General features: G+C 70.8%; 20 protein-coding genes. 10 read left to right on the plus strand and 10 right to left on the minus strand.

Annotation, left to right across the window (positions count from 1 at the left end; translation table 11 throughout):
- Positions 1-37 precede the first annotated feature (37 nt).
- Complete coding sequence (locus VGZ32_RS22675; RefSeq protein WP_326888171.1) at positions 38-697, minus strand: DedA family protein; 660 nt, start codon at positions 695-697, stop codon at positions 38-40.
- Between the two features lie 3 nt (positions 698-700).
- On the minus strand, positions 701-1,498 hold the full coding sequence (hisN, locus tag VGZ32_RS22680; protein WP_326888172.1) for a histidinol-phosphatase: 798 nt from the start codon (positions 1,496-1,498) through the stop codon (positions 701-703).
- Positions 1,499-1,627: 129 nt separating this feature from the next.
- Here hisN and paaA point away from each other — a divergent pair, with 129 nt between their 5' ends.
- Genes paaA through VGZ32_RS22705 form a run of 5 tightly spaced genes read left to right on the plus strand, consistent with a single transcriptional unit; the run spans position 1,628 to position 5,337 of the window.
- Positions 1,628-2,605, plus strand: a complete 978-nt coding sequence (gene paaA / locus VGZ32_RS22685) for a 1,2-phenylacetyl-CoA epoxidase subunit PaaA (protein WP_326888173.1) — start codon at positions 1,628-1,630, stop codon at positions 2,603-2,605.
- Positions 2,602-2,931: a 1,2-phenylacetyl-CoA epoxidase subunit PaaB gene (gene paaB / locus VGZ32_RS22690; protein WP_326888174.1), complete on the plus strand. Its 330-nt coding sequence runs from the start codon at positions 2,602-2,604 to the stop codon at positions 2,929-2,931. Before paaA ends, paaB begins: the two co-directional genes overlap by 4 nt.
- The gene (gene paaC / locus VGZ32_RS22695) at positions 2,928-3,704 is read left to right on the plus strand and encodes a 1,2-phenylacetyl-CoA epoxidase subunit PaaC (protein ID WP_326888175.1); all 777 of its coding nucleotides are present in this window, start codon (positions 2,928-2,930) and stop codon (positions 3,702-3,704) included. The genes paaB and paaC overlap by 4 nt, the downstream gene beginning before the upstream one ends.
- 11 nt (positions 3,705-3,715) lie before the next feature.
- Positions 3,716-4,240: a 1,2-phenylacetyl-CoA epoxidase subunit PaaD gene (gene paaD / locus VGZ32_RS22700; RefSeq protein WP_326888176.1), complete on the plus strand. Its 525-nt coding sequence runs from the start codon at positions 3,716-3,718 to the stop codon at positions 4,238-4,240.
- The gene (locus tag VGZ32_RS22705; protein WP_326888177.1) at positions 4,237-5,337 is read left to right on the plus strand and encodes a 2Fe-2S iron-sulfur cluster-binding protein; all 1,101 of its coding nucleotides are present in this window, start codon (positions 4,237-4,239) and stop codon (positions 5,335-5,337) included. The genes paaD and VGZ32_RS22705 overlap by 4 nt, the downstream gene beginning before the upstream one ends.
- Here the strand turns inward: VGZ32_RS22705 and VGZ32_RS22710 are convergent.
- The 3 genes from VGZ32_RS22710 to aroA all read right to left on the minus strand — a co-directional run bounded on the left by VGZ32_RS22710 (position 5,241) and on the right by aroA (position 9,429).
- The gene (locus VGZ32_RS22710) at positions 5,241-6,605 is read right to left on the minus strand and encodes a globin domain-containing protein (RefSeq protein ID WP_326888178.1); all 1,365 of its coding nucleotides are present in this window, start codon (positions 6,603-6,605) and stop codon (positions 5,241-5,243) included. The genes VGZ32_RS22705 and VGZ32_RS22710 overlap by 97 nt on opposite strands.
- Before the next feature lie 277 nt (positions 6,606-6,882).
- A complete protein-coding gene (gene rsgA / locus VGZ32_RS22715; protein WP_326888179.1) occupies positions 6,883-7,998 on the minus strand; it encodes a ribosome small subunit-dependent GTPase A in 1,116 nt (371 codons plus the stop codon).
- A 111-nt stretch (positions 7,999-8,109) separates the two neighbouring features.
- Positions 8,110-9,429: a 3-phosphoshikimate 1-carboxyvinyltransferase gene (gene aroA / locus VGZ32_RS22720; RefSeq protein ID WP_326888180.1), complete on the minus strand. Its 1,320-nt coding sequence runs from the start codon at positions 9,427-9,429 to the stop codon at positions 8,110-8,112.
- Positions 9,430-9,531: 102 nt separating this feature from the next.
- On the opposite strand from aroA, the gene VGZ32_RS22725 reads away from it, so the two are divergent.
- From VGZ32_RS22725 to VGZ32_RS22745, 5 genes are all read left to right on the plus strand, one after another.
- Positions 9,532-10,344 (plus strand): sigma-70 family RNA polymerase sigma factor, encoded by an 813-nt coding sequence (locus tag VGZ32_RS22725; protein ID WP_326888181.1) that lies wholly within the window; start codon positions 9,532-9,534, stop codon positions 10,342-10,344.
- Entirely contained in the window at positions 10,341-10,628 is a 288-nt protein-coding gene (gene rsrA / locus VGZ32_RS22730; protein ID WP_326888182.1) for a mycothiol system anti-sigma-R factor, read from the plus strand. Before VGZ32_RS22725 ends, rsrA begins: the two co-directional genes overlap by 4 nt.
- Positions 10,629-11,187: 559 nt before the next feature.
- A complete protein-coding gene (locus tag VGZ32_RS22735) occupies positions 11,188-12,723 on the plus strand; it encodes an HD-GYP domain-containing protein (protein ID WP_326888183.1) in 1,536 nt (511 codons plus the stop codon).
- Between the two features lie 4 nt (positions 12,724-12,727).
- Positions 12,728-14,029, plus strand: coding sequence for an HD-GYP domain-containing protein (locus VGZ32_RS22740; RefSeq protein ID WP_326888184.1), 1,302 nt, complete (start codon positions 12,728-12,730; stop codon positions 14,027-14,029).
- Between the two features lie 161 nt (positions 14,030-14,190).
- Complete coding sequence (locus VGZ32_RS22745; RefSeq protein WP_326888185.1) at positions 14,191-14,406, plus strand: biotin/lipoyl-binding carrier protein; 216 nt, start codon at positions 14,191-14,193, stop codon at positions 14,404-14,406.
- Between the two features lie 73 nt (positions 14,407-14,479).
- Here the strand turns inward: VGZ32_RS22745 and VGZ32_RS22750 are convergent, their stop codons facing one another.
- The 5 genes from VGZ32_RS22750 to VGZ32_RS22770 all read right to left on the minus strand — a co-directional run bounded on the left by VGZ32_RS22750 (position 14,480) and on the right by VGZ32_RS22770 (position 17,700).
- On the minus strand, positions 14,480-14,701 hold the full coding sequence (locus VGZ32_RS22750) for a hypothetical protein (RefSeq protein ID WP_414642583.1): 222 nt from the start codon (positions 14,699-14,701) through the stop codon (positions 14,480-14,482).
- A 2-nt stretch (positions 14,702-14,703) separates the two neighbouring features.
- Positions 14,704-15,213, minus strand: a complete 510-nt coding sequence (locus VGZ32_RS22755; RefSeq protein WP_326888187.1) for a GNAT family N-acetyltransferase — start codon at positions 15,211-15,213, stop codon at positions 14,704-14,706.
- 55 nt (positions 15,214-15,268) lie between these two features.
- Positions 15,269-16,909 carry a monocarboxylate uptake permease MctP gene (mctP, locus tag VGZ32_RS22760; RefSeq protein ID WP_326888188.1) on the minus strand — a complete coding sequence of 547 codons (1,641 nt, stop codon included), beginning with the start codon at positions 16,907-16,909 and terminating at the stop codon, positions 15,269-15,271.
- The gene (locus VGZ32_RS22765) at positions 16,906-17,259 is read right to left on the minus strand and encodes a DUF3311 domain-containing protein (protein WP_326888189.1); all 354 of its coding nucleotides are present in this window, start codon (positions 17,257-17,259) and stop codon (positions 16,906-16,908) included. Before VGZ32_RS22765 ends, mctP begins: the two co-directional genes overlap by 4 nt.
- A 93-nt stretch (positions 17,260-17,352) precedes the next feature.
- Complete coding sequence (locus VGZ32_RS22770; RefSeq protein WP_326888190.1) at positions 17,353-17,700, minus strand: SemiSWEET family sugar transporter; 348 nt, start codon at positions 17,698-17,700, stop codon at positions 17,353-17,355.
- Positions 17,701-17,879: the final 179 nt, after the last annotated feature.

Consider the following 17,879-nt stretch of genomic DNA (forward strand, 5'->3'; position numbering starts at 1 on the left):
GATGGCTGATCACAGACATCTGATCACAGAGGTCTGATCAGCGCGCCGACCGCTCGTCGGCGAGTTCGGCCTCAGTCTCGGCGTCCTTGGCCGCCTGGCGCCGCCGGTTCCACAGCACGAACCCGATCACCGCCACGAGAGCCGCGCCGAACAACGCATAACCGGCCACGTTCGTGTAGTGCTCGACGCGCTGCCACGCGGTCCCGGCCAGATAGCCGACCATCGTGAACGCGGTCGCCCAGGTGATCCCGCCCAGCGCGTTCCACAGCAGGAAGCTGCGATACCGCATCCGGGACGTGCCGCACAGGCTCGGCACCAGCGCCCGCAGCACCGCGGTCCACCGCCCGATGAACACCGCGCGGCCGCCGAGCCGGTTGATCAGCTGCTTGCCCTGCTCGACGTGCACGGGCTTGACGAACCGCCGCGGCGCCTTCGCCAGCAGCGCGTCGCCCCACTTGCGGCCGACCTCGTACCCCACCGAGTCGCCGATGATCGCCCCGGCGCCCGCCACCGCCAGCACCAGGGCCACCGGCAGCCGGCCCTCGTAGGCCAGGAACCCGCCGACGACCACGGCGGTCTCGCCCGGCAGCACGAAGCCGAGGAAGATCGACGCCTCCAGCGCCGGCAGCAGGAACACCAGCGCCAGCGCCACCCAGGCGTTGAGCTTGAGCAGCTCATTGACGATCCAGGTGATCACGCTTTAGCCCCCGAGGTGCGCCAGCAGCGAGTCGTGCAGCAGCCCGTTCGACGTGCAGGCGGAGCCGGCCCCGGGTGACGGGTCGCCCTCGGTCGAGGTGAACGTGCCGCCCGCCTCGGTGACGATCACCGCGACCGCGGCCATGTCCCAGAGCGAGACCTCGGGTTCGGCCGCCAGGTCCACCGACCCCTCGGCGACCATCATGTGCGACCAGAAGTCGCCGTAGGCGCGGGTGCGCCAGCACGAGCGGGCCAGCGTGAGGAAGCCGTCGAGCTTGCCGTCCTCCTCCCACGAGATCACCGAGGAATAGGCGAACGAGGCGTCCTCGAGCGCGCGCACTCGGGACACCGCGAGCCGGCTCGCCGACGACAGCGACCGCCCGGTGTACGCGCCGCCGCCCTTCGACGCCCACCAGCGGCGGCCCAGCGCGGGCGCGGACACCACCCCGACGACCGCCGCCGGACCCTCCATCAGCGCGATGAGGGTGGCCCAGACCGGCACGCCGCGCACGTAGTTCTTGGTCCCGTCGATCGGGTCGATCACCCAGCGCCGCCGCACCGACCCGCCGGAGTTGCCGGGCGTGTCGCCGTACTCCTCGCCGAGGATCGCGTCGCGCGGGCGCGACCGGCCCAAGGTGGTGCGCAGCAGCTCCTCGGTGGCCTTGTCGGCGTCGCTGACCGGGGTGAGGTCCGGTTTGGTCTCCACCTTCAGGTCCAGCGCCTTGAAGCGCTGCATGGTCACCGAGTCGGCCTGGTCCGCGAGGACGTGCCCCAGCCTTAGGTCGTCGTCATAGCCCGTCACGCTCAACAACCTACCCGGTTGGCGGCATGGCGGGCGGTGCGGCGTGCCCTGGCATTGACGCCTGTCGGGGCTGGGGGCCACACTGTCAGCAGAGGAGCGAACCGAACGTTCGGTCGGGAGGTCGGGATCATGACGGTGCAAGAGGTCGGCACCGAGGCGGCGGCCGGCGCCGCGCTCGAGGGCCGCTTCGACGCGCTCATCGCCGCCGACGAGCGCATCGAGCCGCGCGACTGGATGCCCGACGCCTACCGCGCCACCCTGGTCCGCCAGATCGCCCAGCACGCGCACTCCGAGATCATCGGGATGCAGCCCGAGGGCAACTGGCTCACCCGCGCCCCGTCCCTGCGGCGCAAGGCGATCCTGCTGGCCAAGGTCCAGGACGAGGCGGGCCACGGCCTCTACCTCTACGCCGCCGCCGAGACCCTCGGCGTGTCGCGCGCCGAGCTGCTCGACGCTCTGCACGAGGGGCGGCAGCGCTACTCCTCGATCTTCAACTACCCCACGCTGACCTGGGCCGACGTCGGCGCCATCGGCTGGCTGGTGGACGGCGCGGCGATCGTCAACCAGATCCCGCTCACCCGGTGCTCGTACGGGCCCTACGCCCGCGCGATGGTGCGCATCTGCAAGGAGGAGTCCTTCCACCAGCGCCAGGGCTACGAACTGCTCTACGCGCTGGCCCACGGCACCCCCGAGCAGCGCGCGATGGCGCAGGACGCGGTGGACCGGTGGTGGTGGCCGTCCCTGATGATGTTCGGACCGCCGGACAGCGACTCCGCGCACACCCCGCGCTCCGCGGCCTGGAAGATCAAACGGCACACCAACGACGAACTGCGCCAGCGCTTCGTCGACATCACCGTGCCGCAGGCCGAAGTGCTCGGCGTCACGCTTCCGGATCCGCTGCTGGCGTGGAATTCTGAGACGAAGCACTACGAGTTCGGGCCGATCGACTGGTCCGAATTCGAGGCCGTACTCGCGGGCGACGGGCCGTGCAACCGCCAGCGGATCGCCCGGCGCGTGGCCGCCCACAAGGACGGGGCATGGGTGCGGGCCGCCGCGGCGGCGTACGCGGAGAAGCATCGTGACCGTGGGAATGGAGCAGCGGCATGAACGCTTCTACCGGGGGTAAAGCCACATCTACTACACCGGGTGCTACACAGGGCTCGCCGGTGTGGGAGGTGTTCGTGCGACCCAAGCGCGGCCTGTCCCACCAGCACGTGGGCTCTGTGCACGCGGACGACGCCGAAGTCGCCCTGCGCCGGGCCCGGGACCTGTACACCCGGCGCGGCGAGGGAGTCTCGATCTGGGTGGTGCCGGGCGCGGCGGTCAGCGCGTCCAGCCCCGAGGAGAAGGACCCCTACTTCGCGCCGGCCGCCGACAAGGCCTACCGCCACCCGACGTTCTACCGGCTCCCCGAGGGGGTGCGGAACCTGTGACCGAGAGCCACGCGGCCCGTGTGGCCGCCAAGCCAGCCGAGCAGTACGCCCTGCGCCTGGGCGACGACGCCTTGGTGCTCTCGCACCGGTTGACCGAGTGGCTGACCCGCGCGCCCGACCTCGAGGAGGAGGTCGCCCTCGCGAACATCGCGCTCGACCTGGTCGGCCAGGCGCGGTTCCTGCTGACGTCCGCGGGACAGTCGTCCGGCCGCGACGAGGACGACCTGACCTACCGCCGTACCGACCGCGAGTACCGCAATGCCCTGATCGCCGAGCTGCCTAACAGCGACTTCGCGCACACGGTCGTCAGGCTGCTGTTCTTCTCGACGTATCAGTGGGTGCTCTACACCGCCCTGCAACACAGCGCCGAACCCGACCTCGCCGCGTTCGCCGGCAAGGCAGTGCACGAGGTCGCCTTCCACCGCCAGTACGCCGCCGGATGGGTCGTGCGGCTGGGCGACGGGACCGAGGAGAGCCACGACCGCACCTCGGCCGCGGTGGCGGAGCTGTGGCCGTACACGGCGGAACTGTTCGCCGTCGACGAGCTGATCGAGGGTCTGACAGCGGAGGGCATCGCGCCTGACCCGGTGATCCTGCAGGCGCGCTGGTCCGAGCAGGTGGAGGCGGTGCTGAGCGAGGCGGGGCTGGGGGTGGCGCCGACCGAGGCCTGGCGGCCCACCGGCGGCCGCGCCGGCCTGCACACCGAGGCGCTGGGGTATCTGTTGGCGGAGATGCAGTCGGTGCACCGGGCATTTCCCGGCGCGACGTGGTGACCATGATGAACATGCACAACCCGGCCGCCCTCGAAGAAGCAGCCATCGAACCGACCGCCGTCGACGTCGTGCGCTCGGTGCCCGACCCCGAGATGCCCTACCTCACGCTCGGCGATCTCGGTGTCGTGGTCGAGGTGACAGCCGACGCGCCGGACTCCGTCCACGTCCGGCTCACCCCGACGTACCTCGGCTGCCCGGCGACCGAGGTGATCGCGCGGGACGTCGAGTCGGCACTGCGCGACGTGGGCTGGCGGCACGTGGCCGTCGAGTACTGCTTCGACCCGCCGTGGACCCCCGACCGCATCACCCCGGAGGGCCGGCGCAAGCTCGCCGCTGAAGGCGTCGCGCCACCGCCCGCGCGGACGACCGGCGGACCGGTGCTCGTCCAGCTGACCACCGCGACCCGGGTCACCTGCCCCCGCTGCGGCGCCGAGGAGACCCTTCTGCTCAGCGCGTTCGGCGCGACCCCCTGCCAGGAACTGCGCCGCTGCGGTTCGTGCGGCGAGCCGTTCCCGGCGATCAAGGCGGCCCGATGACCGCGAGGTTCCACCGGCTCAAGGTCGACTCCGTCGAGCCGTTGACCGCTGAAGCCGTGCGCGTGGTGTTCGCCGTCCCCGAGCCGCTGCGGCCCGAGTACCGGTACGCGGCCGGGCAGCACGTCACGGTCCGCTACGAGGCGCCCGACGGCACCGGCCAGATCCGCCGCTCCTACTCGCTCTGCGCGCCGCCGCCCGGGCACGGCGGACTGCCGGAGCGGCTGGCGATCGCGGTCAAGCGGCACGGTCCGGGCGGATTCGCCGAGTACGCCGTGAGCAAGCTGGCGCCCGGCGACGAGCTCGACGTGCTCACCCCGCTCGGCGGCTTCCACGCGCAGCCCGGTGTGGGCCACACCGGCCCCGACCGGATCGTCGCGATCGCGGCGGGCAGCGGCATCACCCCGATCCTCGCCATCGTGCAGGACGCGCTGTCGTCGAGCCCGGACACCAGCGTCGCGCTGTTCTACGGCAACCGCACGGCCGCCGACGTGATGTTCCTCGAGGAGCTCGCGGACCTCAAGGACCGCTACGGCCCCCGCTTCGAGGTGCTGCACGTCCTGTCCCGGGAGGACCACGGCGTCCCGCTGCTGACCGGCCGGATCGACCGGCAAAAGCTGCCGCTGCTGCTTGAGGCGGTCGGCGCGGGCCCCGGCGAGGCCTACTACCTGTGCGGTCCGTTCGGCATGGTCGAGGACGCCCGGGCGGTGCTGGCCGAGCTGGGCGCCGAGCACGTCAGGTTCGAGCTCTTCGACAGCGGGAAGGGCACCAAGGCCAGCCGCCCGGACGCCGACGCGCGGGCGCACGCGAGCGGCGCGGTGGTCGCGCACATCCGAGTCACCCTCGGCGGCCGCACCACCCGCAGCGAACTGCGCGCCGCCGACGCCAACCTGCTCGAGGCCGTCATGCGCGACCGGCCCGACGTGCCGTACGCGTGCACCGACGGGGTGTGCGGGACGTGCCGCGCCCGCCTGCTCGAGGGCACCGCGGTGATGGCCCGCGACTACGCCCTCGAACCCGAGGAGAAGATCGAGGGGTTCGTGCTCACCTGCCAGTCGCTGCCCACCTCGGACGAGGTCGCGCTCGACTTCGACGCCTGATTGCGGCGGCCCGGGTGCCGCTCGGGCAGCCGTTCGGGAGCCTGCTGTAGCGGCTGGTCCCCCGGGCCCGAGGTGAGCACCTTGCGGGCGGGCGACGGTCGCTCCTCGCGCTCCATCTTCTTCAGGCCCAGGTAGATGTCGGTCTGCTCGCTGAACGCGTCGAACTTGATCCGCGCACTCGGCACATTCAGCTCGACCAGGCGCGCCAGCGTCGCCCGCATCATCGGAGCCGATCCGGAGAGCAGTACGTCGTGCCCGGCCCAGTCGGCCCACTCCGAGCCGTGGCGGGTCAGCACGTCCGGCAGCATCCCCTGCTCGCCGCGGTACCCCTGCTCATGAGAGACACAGGGCACGATCCTCAGCCACGGGCACCGATCGCGCAGGTGCTCGAGGGCGCGCAGCGCGTAGAGGTCCGTGGACTTCCTGACGCCGTAGAAGAACGAGACCCGGCGGCTGGTGTTCCAGCGGCCCATGTCTTCCACGATCGCCATCAGCGGCGCGATACCGGTGCCCCCGCCGACCATAAGCACGTCCGCCATCGAGCTGGAGTCGCACCGCAGGTTCCCGACCGCGGGCCCCAACCGTACCGTGTCGCCGACCCGCAGGTGATTCACCAGCGCGGAGGACACCCAGCCCCCGCCGACCGCCCGGACGTGGAACGTCAGCAGGCCGTCGGCGCGCGGAGCGTTCGCGAACGAATACTGGCGCCATATCCGCGGCCAGCGCAGCGTCTCGATCGCAGCGTACTGACCGGCCTTGAACGGGTAGGGCTGGTCCGGCTCGACGGTGAACACCGCGAGCGACGCGGTCGGACGGCGGTGCTCGACGACCCGGCCGGTCCACGAGGCCGGCGTGGTCTTCGCAGCCTCCTGCGCGGCGCCGATCATCGTGCCCGCGATCAGCTGGAACGCGGCGCCCCAGGCGGCGTCCATCTCCGCCGTCCAGCCGGGCCGCGCGAAGCGCTTCATCGCGGCGATAAGGCAGCGGCCGACGGTGTCGTAGTGCTCCGGCCGCACCCCGAACTTGCGGTGATCGCGGCCGAGCTGCTGCAGGTAGTCGACGAGCGTGTGGGGCTCGTGGGCGTGGTGCACCACCTGGACCAGCGCGGACAGCAGCCGATCGCGCTGGGTGTCCATCATCGGCGGGAACATGTCCCGCAGCGTCGGGTCCTCCAGGAACAGCAGGGCGTAGAAGTGACCGGTGACCTTCTCGGCGCTGTCCTCCACCAGCGCGAACGATTGATGGATCAACTTCGGGTCGAGTGTCATGCCGTCGGTCCTCTTCAGATCGTGGGCAGGCGGAAACGACGACCGAAGTCGCGCCCGAGTGTCATCACGCTATGGGATTAACCGGTAACCGCTCGCAGATGTCCGCTGAAAGTCCGCTGTCGAGATTCGGCAAATGAATCTTCTGCCGGAGGTAAATCCGCTGGTGCGGATGGGACTGGAGGGGCGCGGCGGGGGCGCGGGCCAAGCGCGCCCGTGGTCCGTCTCCCACTCCTGGCCGCCCCGGTCTCAGTAGCCCCGGGCCCCAGTCACCCCAGTCTCAGTCGCCCCGGTCCTTTTCACTCAGCGCGGCCAGCAGGCGGCGCACCGAGTCCACCCGGGCGACCGCGACGGCGCGTTCGGGCGATTCGGGGGCGAAGGAGGCGAGCCACGCGTCGAGAGCGCAGTCGGGCGCGTCGGCGGCGTGCGTGCAGCCGCGCGGGCAGTTCGCGATGACCTCGGTCAGGTCGGGGAAAGCCGCGATGACGGAGTCGGGGCCTACGTGCGCGAGGCCGAACGAGCGCACCCCCGGCGTGTCGATCACCCAGCCGCCGAGCTGCGGGTCGTCGTCGACAAGTATCGGCTGGACCCACTGGCCCGAATGTCCGCCCTCGGCCGGCGCGTAGTCGGGGAGGCGCAGCGCGACCGCCGAGGAGGATGTATGCCGCCCACGCCCGGTGACGTCGTTGACCCGGCCGATCGTCCGGTCGGCGTCCGGGACGAGCCGGTTGACCAGGGTGGACTTGCCCACGCCGGAGTGGCCGACCATAACGCTGATCCGTCCGGCCAGCACTTCTCGCAGCGGGCGCAGATCGCTGGACTCGGCCGCCAACGAGGTCGTCACGATCGAGGTCACGCCGAGCGGCTCGTACGCGGCCAGCAGCGGCGCCGGGTCGGCCAGGTCCGCTTTGGTCAGGCAGAGCACCGGGGTGAGCCCCGCGTCGTACGCGGCGACCAGGCAGCGGTCGATCATCCGCGGCCGGGGCGGCGGGTCGGCCAGCGCGGTGACGATCACCAGCTGGTCGGCGTTCGCCACGATGACCCGCTCGACCGGGTCGGTGTCGTCGGCGGTGCGGCGCAGCACGTGCGAGCGCGGGTGCACCCGCACGACGCGGGCGAGCGCGTCCGGCCCCCCGCGCAGATCGCCGACCAGCGACACCCGGTCGCCGATGACGACCCCCTTGCGGCCCAGCTCCCGCGCCTTCATCGCGACGACCTCGTGTTCGCCGTCCCGGTCTGACACCAGGCAGGTGTAGCGGCCCCGGTCGACCGCGACGACCATTGCGTCGGCCGCGTCCTCGTGGCCGGGGCGCAGCCGGCTGCGCGGCCGCGAACCGCGCGGATTGGCCCGGATCCGGATGTCGTCCTCGTCGAAGTCCCGGCCGCGCCTCACCACCGGGCCGCCACCGTTCTCGGCACCGCTGTCGACGCCGCCACCGTTATCGGCACTCTCGCTCCATACCGGTCGAATCTCCCGAGAGGGTCGATACCCGGCGGGCGGCGCGCCTCACCCCCGGTACTCCGAACCCGTGTACGGAACGCCGCCGAGCATCGCGGCCCAGCGGCCGGGGAAGTCGGGCAGCGTCTTGGCGGTGGTCGCGACGTTCTCGACGAGCACCCCTTCCACGGCCAGGCCGATCACGGCCGCGGCGGTGGCGAGGCGGTGGTCCTCGTAGGTGGCGAACTCCCCGCCGTGCAGCGGCCGCGGGCTGATCACCAGCTCGTCCGGGCCCTCCATGACGTCCGCGCCGAGCCCGCCCAGCTCCTTGGCCAGCGCGGCGATGCGATCCGTCTCGTGCAGCCGGATGTGCCCGATCCCGCGCAGCCGGGAGGGGGAGTCGGCCAGCGCCGCCACGGCGGCGATCGTCGGGGTCAGTTCGGCCTCGTTCGACAGGTCGAGGTCCACGCCGTGCACGCCGCCGTCCCCGGCGACGGTCAGGCCGGCCGCCTCGAGCGTGCAGCGCGCGCCCATCTGGGTGAAGATCTCCCGCAGCCGGGCGCCCGGCTGGGTGGTGTGTTCGGGCCAGTCCGGGACGGTGACCCGCCCCCCGGTCACCAGTGCCGCGGCCAAGAACGGCGCGGCGTTCGACAGGTCCGGCTCGATCGTCAGGTCCCGCGCCCGGATGGGACCCGGCGCGACGGCCCAGCGCTCTGGCTCGTCGTCGTCCACCGTGACCCCGGCCTCGCGCAGCATCTGCACCGTCATCTGGATGTGCGGCAGGCTGGGCAGCCGGTCGCCGACGTGCCGCACTTCCACGCCCCGCTCGAACCGGGCGCCGACCAGCAGCAGCGCGGAGACGAACTGGGACGAGGCCGACGAGTCGATCTCCACCAGCCCGCCGGCCAGCCGCCCGCGGCCGAGCACGCTCAGCGGGAAGTGCCCGGGACGGCCCGAGTCGTCCACGTCCGCGCCCAGCGCCCGCAGCGCCTCGATCAGCGCCCGCACCGGCCGTTCGTGGGAGCGGGGGTCGCCGTCGAAGCGCACCGCTCCGGCGGCGAGCGCCGCGACCGGCGGCAGGAAGCGCATGACGGTCCCCGCGTTGCCCACGTCGACGGAGACGTCCCCGGTCAGAGCGCCCGCGGCCGGGGTCACCCGCCACGACCCGTCCGGCAGGTCCTCGATCCCGGTGCCGAGCGCCCGCAGCGCCGCCGCCATCAGGAGGGTGTCCCGGCTGCGCAGCGGGCGGCGCAGCGTCGAGGGACCGTCGGCCAGCGCCGCGAGCAGCAGCGCCCGGTTCGTCACGGACTTGGACCCGGGAACGGCCACCACGGCGTCCACCGGGCCGTCACTTGTCGGCGCCGGCCACAGGCTGGTGGGATTCGTCATGAGGCAAGCCTAGTGCGGGGCGGCAAAGGGATTGCCGGGCCGCGGGCCGGAAACGGGCAGACGGGAATGCATGGGGCGGGGGTGCTGTTTTGAAGTGGTGTGATGGCAACGATCTCCACTTCCGCCGATCGAGACGAGGGCTTCACCCCGCTGCCCGCCCCGATCGTTTCATCCGTGCCCCGGCGGCTATTCTCGGGGGGAGTCCGGCTGCTCTTCGAGCCGGAGCCGATCACGGAGGTGGGTAACACGGTGGGCACTGCCGCCGACGCGGCGCAGACCGCGCAGGAACCGGAGACTCCCGAGCAGCGGGACGCCCGGTTCGAGCGCGACGCGATGCCGTTCCTGGACGCCCTCTACTCGGCCGCCCTGCGGATGACCCGCAACCCGGCCGATGCCGAGGACCTGGTCCAGGAGACTTACGCGAAGGCTTATGCGTCGTTCCACCAGTTCAAGCCGGGAACGAACCTGAAGGCGTGGATGTACCGCATCCTCACCAACACGTTCATCAACGGCTACCGCAAGAAGCAGCGCGAGCCGCTGTCGTCGGGCACCGACGAGATCGAGGACTGGCAGCTGCACCGGGCCGAGTCGCACAGCTCCTCCGGGCTGCGCTCGGCGGAGGTGGAGGCGCTGGACCACCTGCCCGACTCGGACGTCAAGGCGGCGCTCCAGGCGATCGGCGAGGACTTCCGCATCGCGGTCTACCTCGCGGACGTGGAGGGCTTTCCCTACAAAGAGATCGCCGACATCATGGGCACGCCCATCGGCACGGTGATGTCCCGTCTGCACCGCGGCCGCCGGCAGTTGCGGGAACTGCTCGCCGACTACGCGGACCAGCGCGGGTTCCACGGGGACCAGGACGGTGACGCGCCCGCTGGTGAGACGCGTGATGTGGGAAAGGCGGCGACGGCATGAGCTGCGGGAATCCGCACGAGACCGACTGTTCGTCGGTGCTCGACCGGATCTACGAGTACATCGACCACGAGATGGCCGATGACGACTGCGCGACGATCCAGCAGCACCTCGACGAGTGCGCGCCCTGCCTCGAGGAGTACGGCCTCGAGCAGGCCGTCAAGGCCCTGGTGCAGCGCAGCTGCGGCTGCGACCACGCGCCGGCCCAGCTGCGCGACAAGATCCTGTCGAAGATCCGCCAGGTGAAGGCGGAGATCGGCGCGGAGACCGCGCAGACCACTGGTTGATGGAGACCGCGCTGACCACTGGTTGATACTGGCCACTGATTGGCACTGGTCACTGGTTGATACTGACCAGTGGTTGGTACTGGTTCATACCACTGATGGGCGCCGACTGACGCCGAGTATTCGAAAGCTTACTGGTGGTGAGTCTTCCCGGCTTACTATTTGTCCGATTTGCCGGGTTGATTCACACTTTCGAGCGGCGGATTGAATTCGGCGCCGCGAAACCTCTCCACAAGGGCGCATCCTGAGGCACGATTGACTCGTTGGACTCGTGAGCCGGGTGTGCGGATCCCGGCGCGGGGCCCACGAGGTACCCCGGTGCGGAGGGGTTGCGGCAATGACGGTGCTCGATTGGCGCGCGAGACGCGCCGGAATAGCCGGGCTTTCCCGGTGGATGGGCCTGAGCAACGCGCCCACCTCGGCTTTCACCGTGGATTCAGGCGCGGTGAGCACGTGCACTGCTGAGCGGGTTCGCATGATCCTGCCACGCGTGGATTCGGGCGCTGTGTCCTCTTTGGATGCGGCGTCTGATACGGCATACTCGGGGTCTGTGATTCCGGCCGTGCGTGTCCGGATGCCGGCGCGGGCACGCAACGTCGTCACCGCCGCGGCGCTCACCGCTGTCGCCGCCGCGGCCGCGAGCGTGCCCGGCACACCCTGGCACCACGTCCCCCTGCTCGTGTTCGGTGTGCTTGCGGCTCTCCAGGCGATCATCGTGGTCACCGCGGACCTGCCACTCCTGAGCGAGAGCCAGTCAGCCTCGGCGTCGGTCGCGATTCTGCTCACCGCCGTCATCCTGCTGCCGCCGGGTGCGGCGGTCGCCGTCGGTGCGGTGGGAGCGCTCTTCCTGGTGTTCCGGCGGGTGCCGACGGCCCGGCTGGTGTTCGTGATCGCCTGCTCGGTGATCGCCCCGGCCGCTGGGAGCGCGGTCTACCAGGCGCTGCACGGCTCGCGCACCCTGGTGACGATGGACTTCCCGCGGGCGCTGCCTCCGATAGGCGCCGCCACCCTCGCCCTGGCTGCCGTCCCGGCCCTCATGACCGCGGCGCTGTCGGTCGCCGGCGGCGTCGTCGGCTGGAAGTCGGCGCTGTGCGACCTGCTGCGCGGCTCGTTCCCGCGCAACCTCGCGTACGGCTTCGTCGGCCTGCTCTCCGCGGTGCTCTGGGACAACCGGTACCCGGTGATGTCGGCGCTCGTGCTGATCGGCCCGCTGCGCACCACCCACTGGGCGGTGGCGCAGTACATCGGCCAGCGCGCCGCGCACGACGCGACCATCCGCGCCCTTGTGCAGGCCGTAGAGATTAAGGACCTTTACACCCGCGGGCACAGCGAGCGCGTCGCCAAAGTCAGCGAGCTGATCGCGCGGCGGCTCGCGCTGAGCGAGGACCGGATCGCCATACTGTGCTACGCCGCGATCCTGCACGACGTGGGCAAGCTCGGCGTGCCGACCCGGCTGCTGCGCAAGACCGGTCCGCTCGACGCCGAGGAGGCGGCGGCCATCCGGCTGCACCCGGTGCGCGGGGTGGACGCGGTGCGCGACATCGCGTTCCTCAACGAGGCCTACGCCGCGATCCTGCACCACCACGAGCGGATGGACGGCCTCGGCTACCCCAGCGGGCTGGCCGGGGAGCGGATCCCGAAGTTCGCTCGGATCATCGCGGTGGCCGACGCGTTCGACTCCATGACCTCGACCCGCTCCTACCGGGCCGCCCGTCCGGTCGAGGAGGCGCTGGACGAGTTGCGGCTGTGCGCGGGCACCCAGTTCGACCCCACCATCGTGAACGCGCTGGAGGTGGCCATGCGCGAGGCGGTGGCTCGCGGCGAGCCATGGACTGGGGACGGGACGATGCCGGGGTCGGGGTCGGGGTCGGTGCTGGGGACCGTGCTGGTGCCGGTGCCCGAGGCGGGCGAGTACGCGCGCGATGGCTACGGCTGTGACAACTACAGCTGTGATGGCTACGGTCGTGACGGTTACGGCCGGGATGACGACGGCCGGGATAGCTACGGCCGTGACGATTACGACCACGACGACCCGGCGTTCACGGTCCCGTCGCGCGCCGTGGTGAGCCTGCCCGCCGACCGGCAGACGCCCGGGTGACCGGGTGACCGGGCCGCACAGGACCGTCGGCCCGCCGACCCTGCTGTCGTGCGTCGCCGGGGCCGTTGCGCTCGCGGCGGCGGTCGAGCTTGCCCGCGGCGGTGTGGTCCAGGCGTGGGCCGCCGTCGTGTTCGGCCTGGTGATCGCGCTCGGTGAGGCGGTGCGGGTCGCGCTGCCCGGCGGCCGGGACTCGGCGCCCATCGCCGAGACAGCGACGCTCGGATACCTGCTGTGCTTCAAGCTTGGACACGTGGCGGCGACCTATCCGGCGGTCGAGGTCGTCACAGTGGTCGCGGCTGCGACGCTGGTAGGAATCTCGATCCAGGCGTACGCGGGTCGGCCGCCGCAGCCGGGTTACCTTGCCCGGCGCGTCTTGACCGCGGCGCTCGCGGCGGTCGCGTACCGCGGCTGGCTGCTGAACAGGACCGTGCCGAGCCTGGCCCACCATCACCAGGTCGCGCTGCTCACCCTCGTGCTCAGCGCTGTCGCGCTGGTCACGATGATCGTCAGTCATCTGCTCGGGGTGCTGCTGGCGCTGCTCGGGCCAGCCGGGCTGGAAGAGCCCGTCCGCGGCCGCCTGACCTGGCACGCGGTCGGCGAAGGCCTGCTGGGCGAGTGCCGCACCGCGGACCGGGTCTGCCCGACGGTCGTGCTGTTCGGCACTGCGACCGCGCTTGCGGCCATGCCCCTCGCCCTCTGGGCGTTGCCGCTGGTCATGGCGCCGGTTCTGGTCGTGCAGCGCTCACTGCACCGCTACGCGGCGATCAGCGCCACGTATCAGCAGACGATCAGAGCACTGTCGCAGGTGACCGACCTCGCGGGCTACACCGCGCCCGGCCACGCCCGCCGGGTCTGTCATCTGGCGCTGGCGATCGGCCGGGACTTGGCGCTGCCCGGGGGCGAACTGCTCGACCTCGAGTACGCCGCCCTGCTGCACGACATCGGCCAGCTCTCGCTCACCGACCCGATCCCCGGCGGCGCCACCGTGCAGATCGAGCCGGAGCGGGCCGCCTCGGTGGCCATGCTCGGCGCGGATGTGGTGCGCCAGACGGGCGTGCTCAGCCGAGTCGCCGACATCCTGGAGAGCCAGGCGCACCCATACGCCGCGGCCACGGCGCGCGAACCGGTGCATTTGGCGGGCTCCATCCTCCGGGCCGCCAACGCGTTCGACGACATGGTCGGTAGCGCGCTGGACCCGGACCGGCGTCTCGCCGCGGTGCGGCGCATCCGGCTGGGCACCGGTGTGGAGTATGACCCGCGTGTCGTCGAATCGCTGGCCCGGGTCGTCAAGGCGGCCCGCCCGTAGCCTGGCTGGACGGGACGGGACGGCACGGGACGTGGCGGTACGTCGGCATATAAGTCGGCATACAACCGGTGGCGGCAAAGATTGGCGCGCGGCGACGGTGCCCCCGGCCGCCCGTGTGGAAGCATGAGGGAGCGCGAGCCACATGGAGAGGGGCCGCAGAGATGACCGAGGTCGTACACGCCGAGATGGTCGCCAACGTCGCCGAGGTGAACGTCAAGGTCGGCGACCGGGTCGAAGCGGGCGCCCCGCTGGTTCTGCTGGAGTCCATGAAGATGGAGATCCCGGTGCTGTGCGAGACCGCCGGGACGATCTCCGAGATCCACGTGGCTCCGGGCGACGTCATCCAGGAGGGCGACGTCATCGCGGTGCTCGGTTGAGCTGTCCGTCAGATAAGTATTTTTAGGGTGTTGCAGCTCTTGTCTTTTAGACGGGTGCTGTAGCTCTTGAGCGCTAAGTGCTCTGTAACAGGCCGTGCTCGGAGCAGCGGGCGGTCCAGCCAGTGGGGACGATCTGAACCACCATGCGGCGCGCGCACTGGGTGCAGTAACGCGGCGGCTCGAGCTCAGCGCGGGCCGCGCAGCGCTCGTGCGCGGTGGTGTCGTCCGTGGTGGCGTCGTGCGCGGTGGCGTCGTCCGCAGGCTTCCCGCACTGGCCGCAGTAGACGGATGTCATGGTCATACCAGCCCCAACTCGTAAGCCAGCAGACTGATCTGGGACGTCGGCATCCAGTCCCGGTGCTCGGCCCGGGTGAACCCGAGGCGCTCGTAGAGCCGATGCGCCGCCTTCAGCTCCGGAGCGGTGGACAGCACCAGCCGGGCACGCCCTTCGGCTCGGGCCCGCTGCACGCATGCCTGTACCAGCGCTTCGCCGACTCCGCGTCCGCGGGCGGATTCCAGCACACCGAGCATTCGGAACTCGGCCTCTTGCTCGCCGTCCGCGATGTCCCGCCACGGTGAGCCCGGTCCGGCGTAGACGACCGCTCCCAGGAGTTGACGCCCCGGCAGGCCGTCCGTGCCGCCGTCGAGTGCGACGAAGGTGGTGGTCGCCGGGGCCTGCCAGCGCGAGCGCGCGTCGCGGAGCACGGCCAGATAGTCGGGTCCGACGAACTCTTCGTAGACCTCGGCCGTCAGCGCGCCGATCTCGTCCAGTTCATCCTCGCGCGCTTCGCGCACTTGCACGTCCATGGCCCCCATCCTCGCATCGGGCGTGGAATGGGGGCCATGTGGCCACTCACAGGGTTCAGACGGCGACCGGCGTGATCTCCGGCATCTCGCCCTCGCCACCCTCGTGGCTGTAGTCGGCCTCCGACGTGTTGTCCGCGCCCGCGGGTGCCTTAACCGCGCGCAAGACGAGTGTCGCGGCGACCGTGACCACGAGGTTGAGCACCAGGGCGGTGGCGGCGATGTACGCCTTCTGGTGCGTCCACGGGATCTGCGCGACCTGGCTGGCGAAGTGGTGCTGGGTGGCCGAGGACTGTTGCCAGGCGACCACGGCGCCGTAGCCGATGCCCGCCGCCCAGCCGAGCAGCAGCCCCCAGCGGTGGAACCAGCGGGTGTAGAGCCCGAACACGATCGCCGGGAACGTCTGCAGGATCAACACCCCGCCCAGGAGCTGGAAGTTGATCGCGCTGGTCGCGTCCAAGCCCAGCACGAAGGCCAGCGCGCCGAACTTGACCACCAGCGAGACCAGCTGCGCGACCTGCGTCTGCTGCTGCGGCGTGGCGTTCGGATTGACGAAGTCGAGCCACACGTTGCGGGTGAACAGGTTCGCGGAGGCGATCGACATGATCGCGGCCGGGACCAGCGCGCCGATGGCCACGGCGGAGAACGCCACCCCGGCGAACCAGGACGGGAACGCCCAGTCGAACAGGGCCGGCACCGCGTGCTGGTTGTTGTTGCCGAGGGACTTGGTGGTGAAGCCCGCGGCGATGGCCATATAGCTGAGCAGCGCGATCAGGCCGAGCACGAGCGAGTACGCGGTGAGCGCGGCGAGGTTGCGGCGCACCGTGTTCCGGCTCTTGGTGGCCAAGACGCCCACCTGCGCGTGCGGGTACATGAACAGCGCCATCGCGGAACCGATGGCGAGCGTGGCGTAGGGCAGTGCATTGCCCTTGGCCAGCAGGATCGAACCGGCCGGCTTGTGCGTGGTCGGGTTCGGAGTGGTCAGCCGGGACTGGGCGGCGTCGAAGATGTGCGTCCAGCCGCCGCCGATCCGGGTCGGGATGTAGACGATGGCGACGATGACGGTGAGGTAGATCAGCGCGTCCTTGACGAACGCGATCAGCGCGGGCGCGCGCAGGCCCGAGGTATAGGTGTAGGCGGCCAGGACGGCGAACGCGATGAAGAGCGGCAGGTCCTTGGCGAAGGTCGAGCCGTTGCCGCCGATGCCGATCACGTCCAGGCAGGCCTGGATGCCGACCAGCTGCAGCGCGATGTACGGCATCGTCGCCACGATGCCGGTCAGGGCGACCGCGAGGGACAGGGACTTCGAGCCGTGCCGGTTCTTCACGAAGTCGGCCGGGGTCACGTAGCCGTGCTTGCGGGACACCGACCATAGGCGCGGAAGGAAGATGAAGACCAGCGGCCACACCATGATCGTGTACGGCACCGCGAAGAAGCCGAGCGCGCCGCCCGCGAACAGGGCGGCCGGGACCGCGACGAAGGTGTAGGCGGTGTAGAGGTCGCCGCCGAGCAGGAACCAGGTGACGAAGCCGCCGAAGGAGCGCCCGCCCAGGCCCCATTCGTTGATGTGCTTGTGGTCGCTGCTGCGGCGCCAGCGCGCGGCGAGGAAGCCGAGCGCGGCGACCACGAGGAAGAAGAAGATCACGACGCCGAGCTCGACGCCGTTGACCGCCTTTCCGGTACTCGCGGCGAGGATCATCGCGACTCCTCCCCGCTCGGCGTGCCGGCTGTGCCTCCGGAGGCACCTGTGGAGCCGCCGGTGCCGCCGGTGCCTCCGGAGCGGTCGGCCCCGCGGCGCGCTGTCCGGTCAAACTTCACCGCGAAGACGGCGACGATCATCAGCGCGGCCGTGATCACAACCCAGAGCAGCTGGTACCAGTAGAAGAACGGGAAGCCAAGCAGCCGCGGGTTCTCCGTGTTGTACGACGGGATCCACAGCATCGCGACGAAAGGAGCGACGACGCACACCGCCGCGACGACCCGCATCGGGGAGATCAGCGGTGTGGCCGCGCGCGTGGGCGGACCTGGTCTTTCTGCGCCCGAACTCATCTCAGCCTCCTGGCGGAGCGTCCACGTTGACGTTGCACCGGAGGTTATTGCCGGGGTCCTTGGAAACTAGTGAACCCAGGCGTTGCGATTCGGTTACGGCGCCGGAATATGCGCCGGGCTGCGGTTCTGGCGCTTCTGGCGGCGGGTTTCGTCGGCGTGGCGGACGTCCGGGTGCTCGCCTGCGGCGGTGCTGTGGCGGAGCTTTAGCCAGGCCAGTCCGAGGAGGAGAGCGAGCGTCAGCGCGTTCGCGGCGATGACCGAAGGCGCCGCGGCGATGATCCCATAGATGAGCCAGCCGCCGACGCCGGTCCCGAACATGGCGAACCAGCTCCACGCGAAGTCCTTGGTGGAACGGGTGCGAAAGGCCCGGATCACCTGCGGCAGCCACGACGTGGTCGTCAAGGCACCGGCGGCCAGGCCGATGAGTGTTGCCGTCGACATGCACAGCCCCCTCTATTTTGTGCAACGTCTGTACAAATACATAATCGTAGCGTGCACGAGAACTTGTCCAGCTCTAGTCCGGGTACGCCGGACAACGATTCGGCCAACGGTGCTGCTGCTGCGTCGGCTGGCGCCGCTGCCGCGTCAGCGAGCGGCGCCACTTCGACCGGTGAGAGTGC

Source organism: Actinocrinis sp. (assembly GCF_035938995.1).
Lineage (GTDB): Bacteria > Actinomycetota > Actinomycetes > Streptomycetales > Catenulisporaceae > DASZGI01.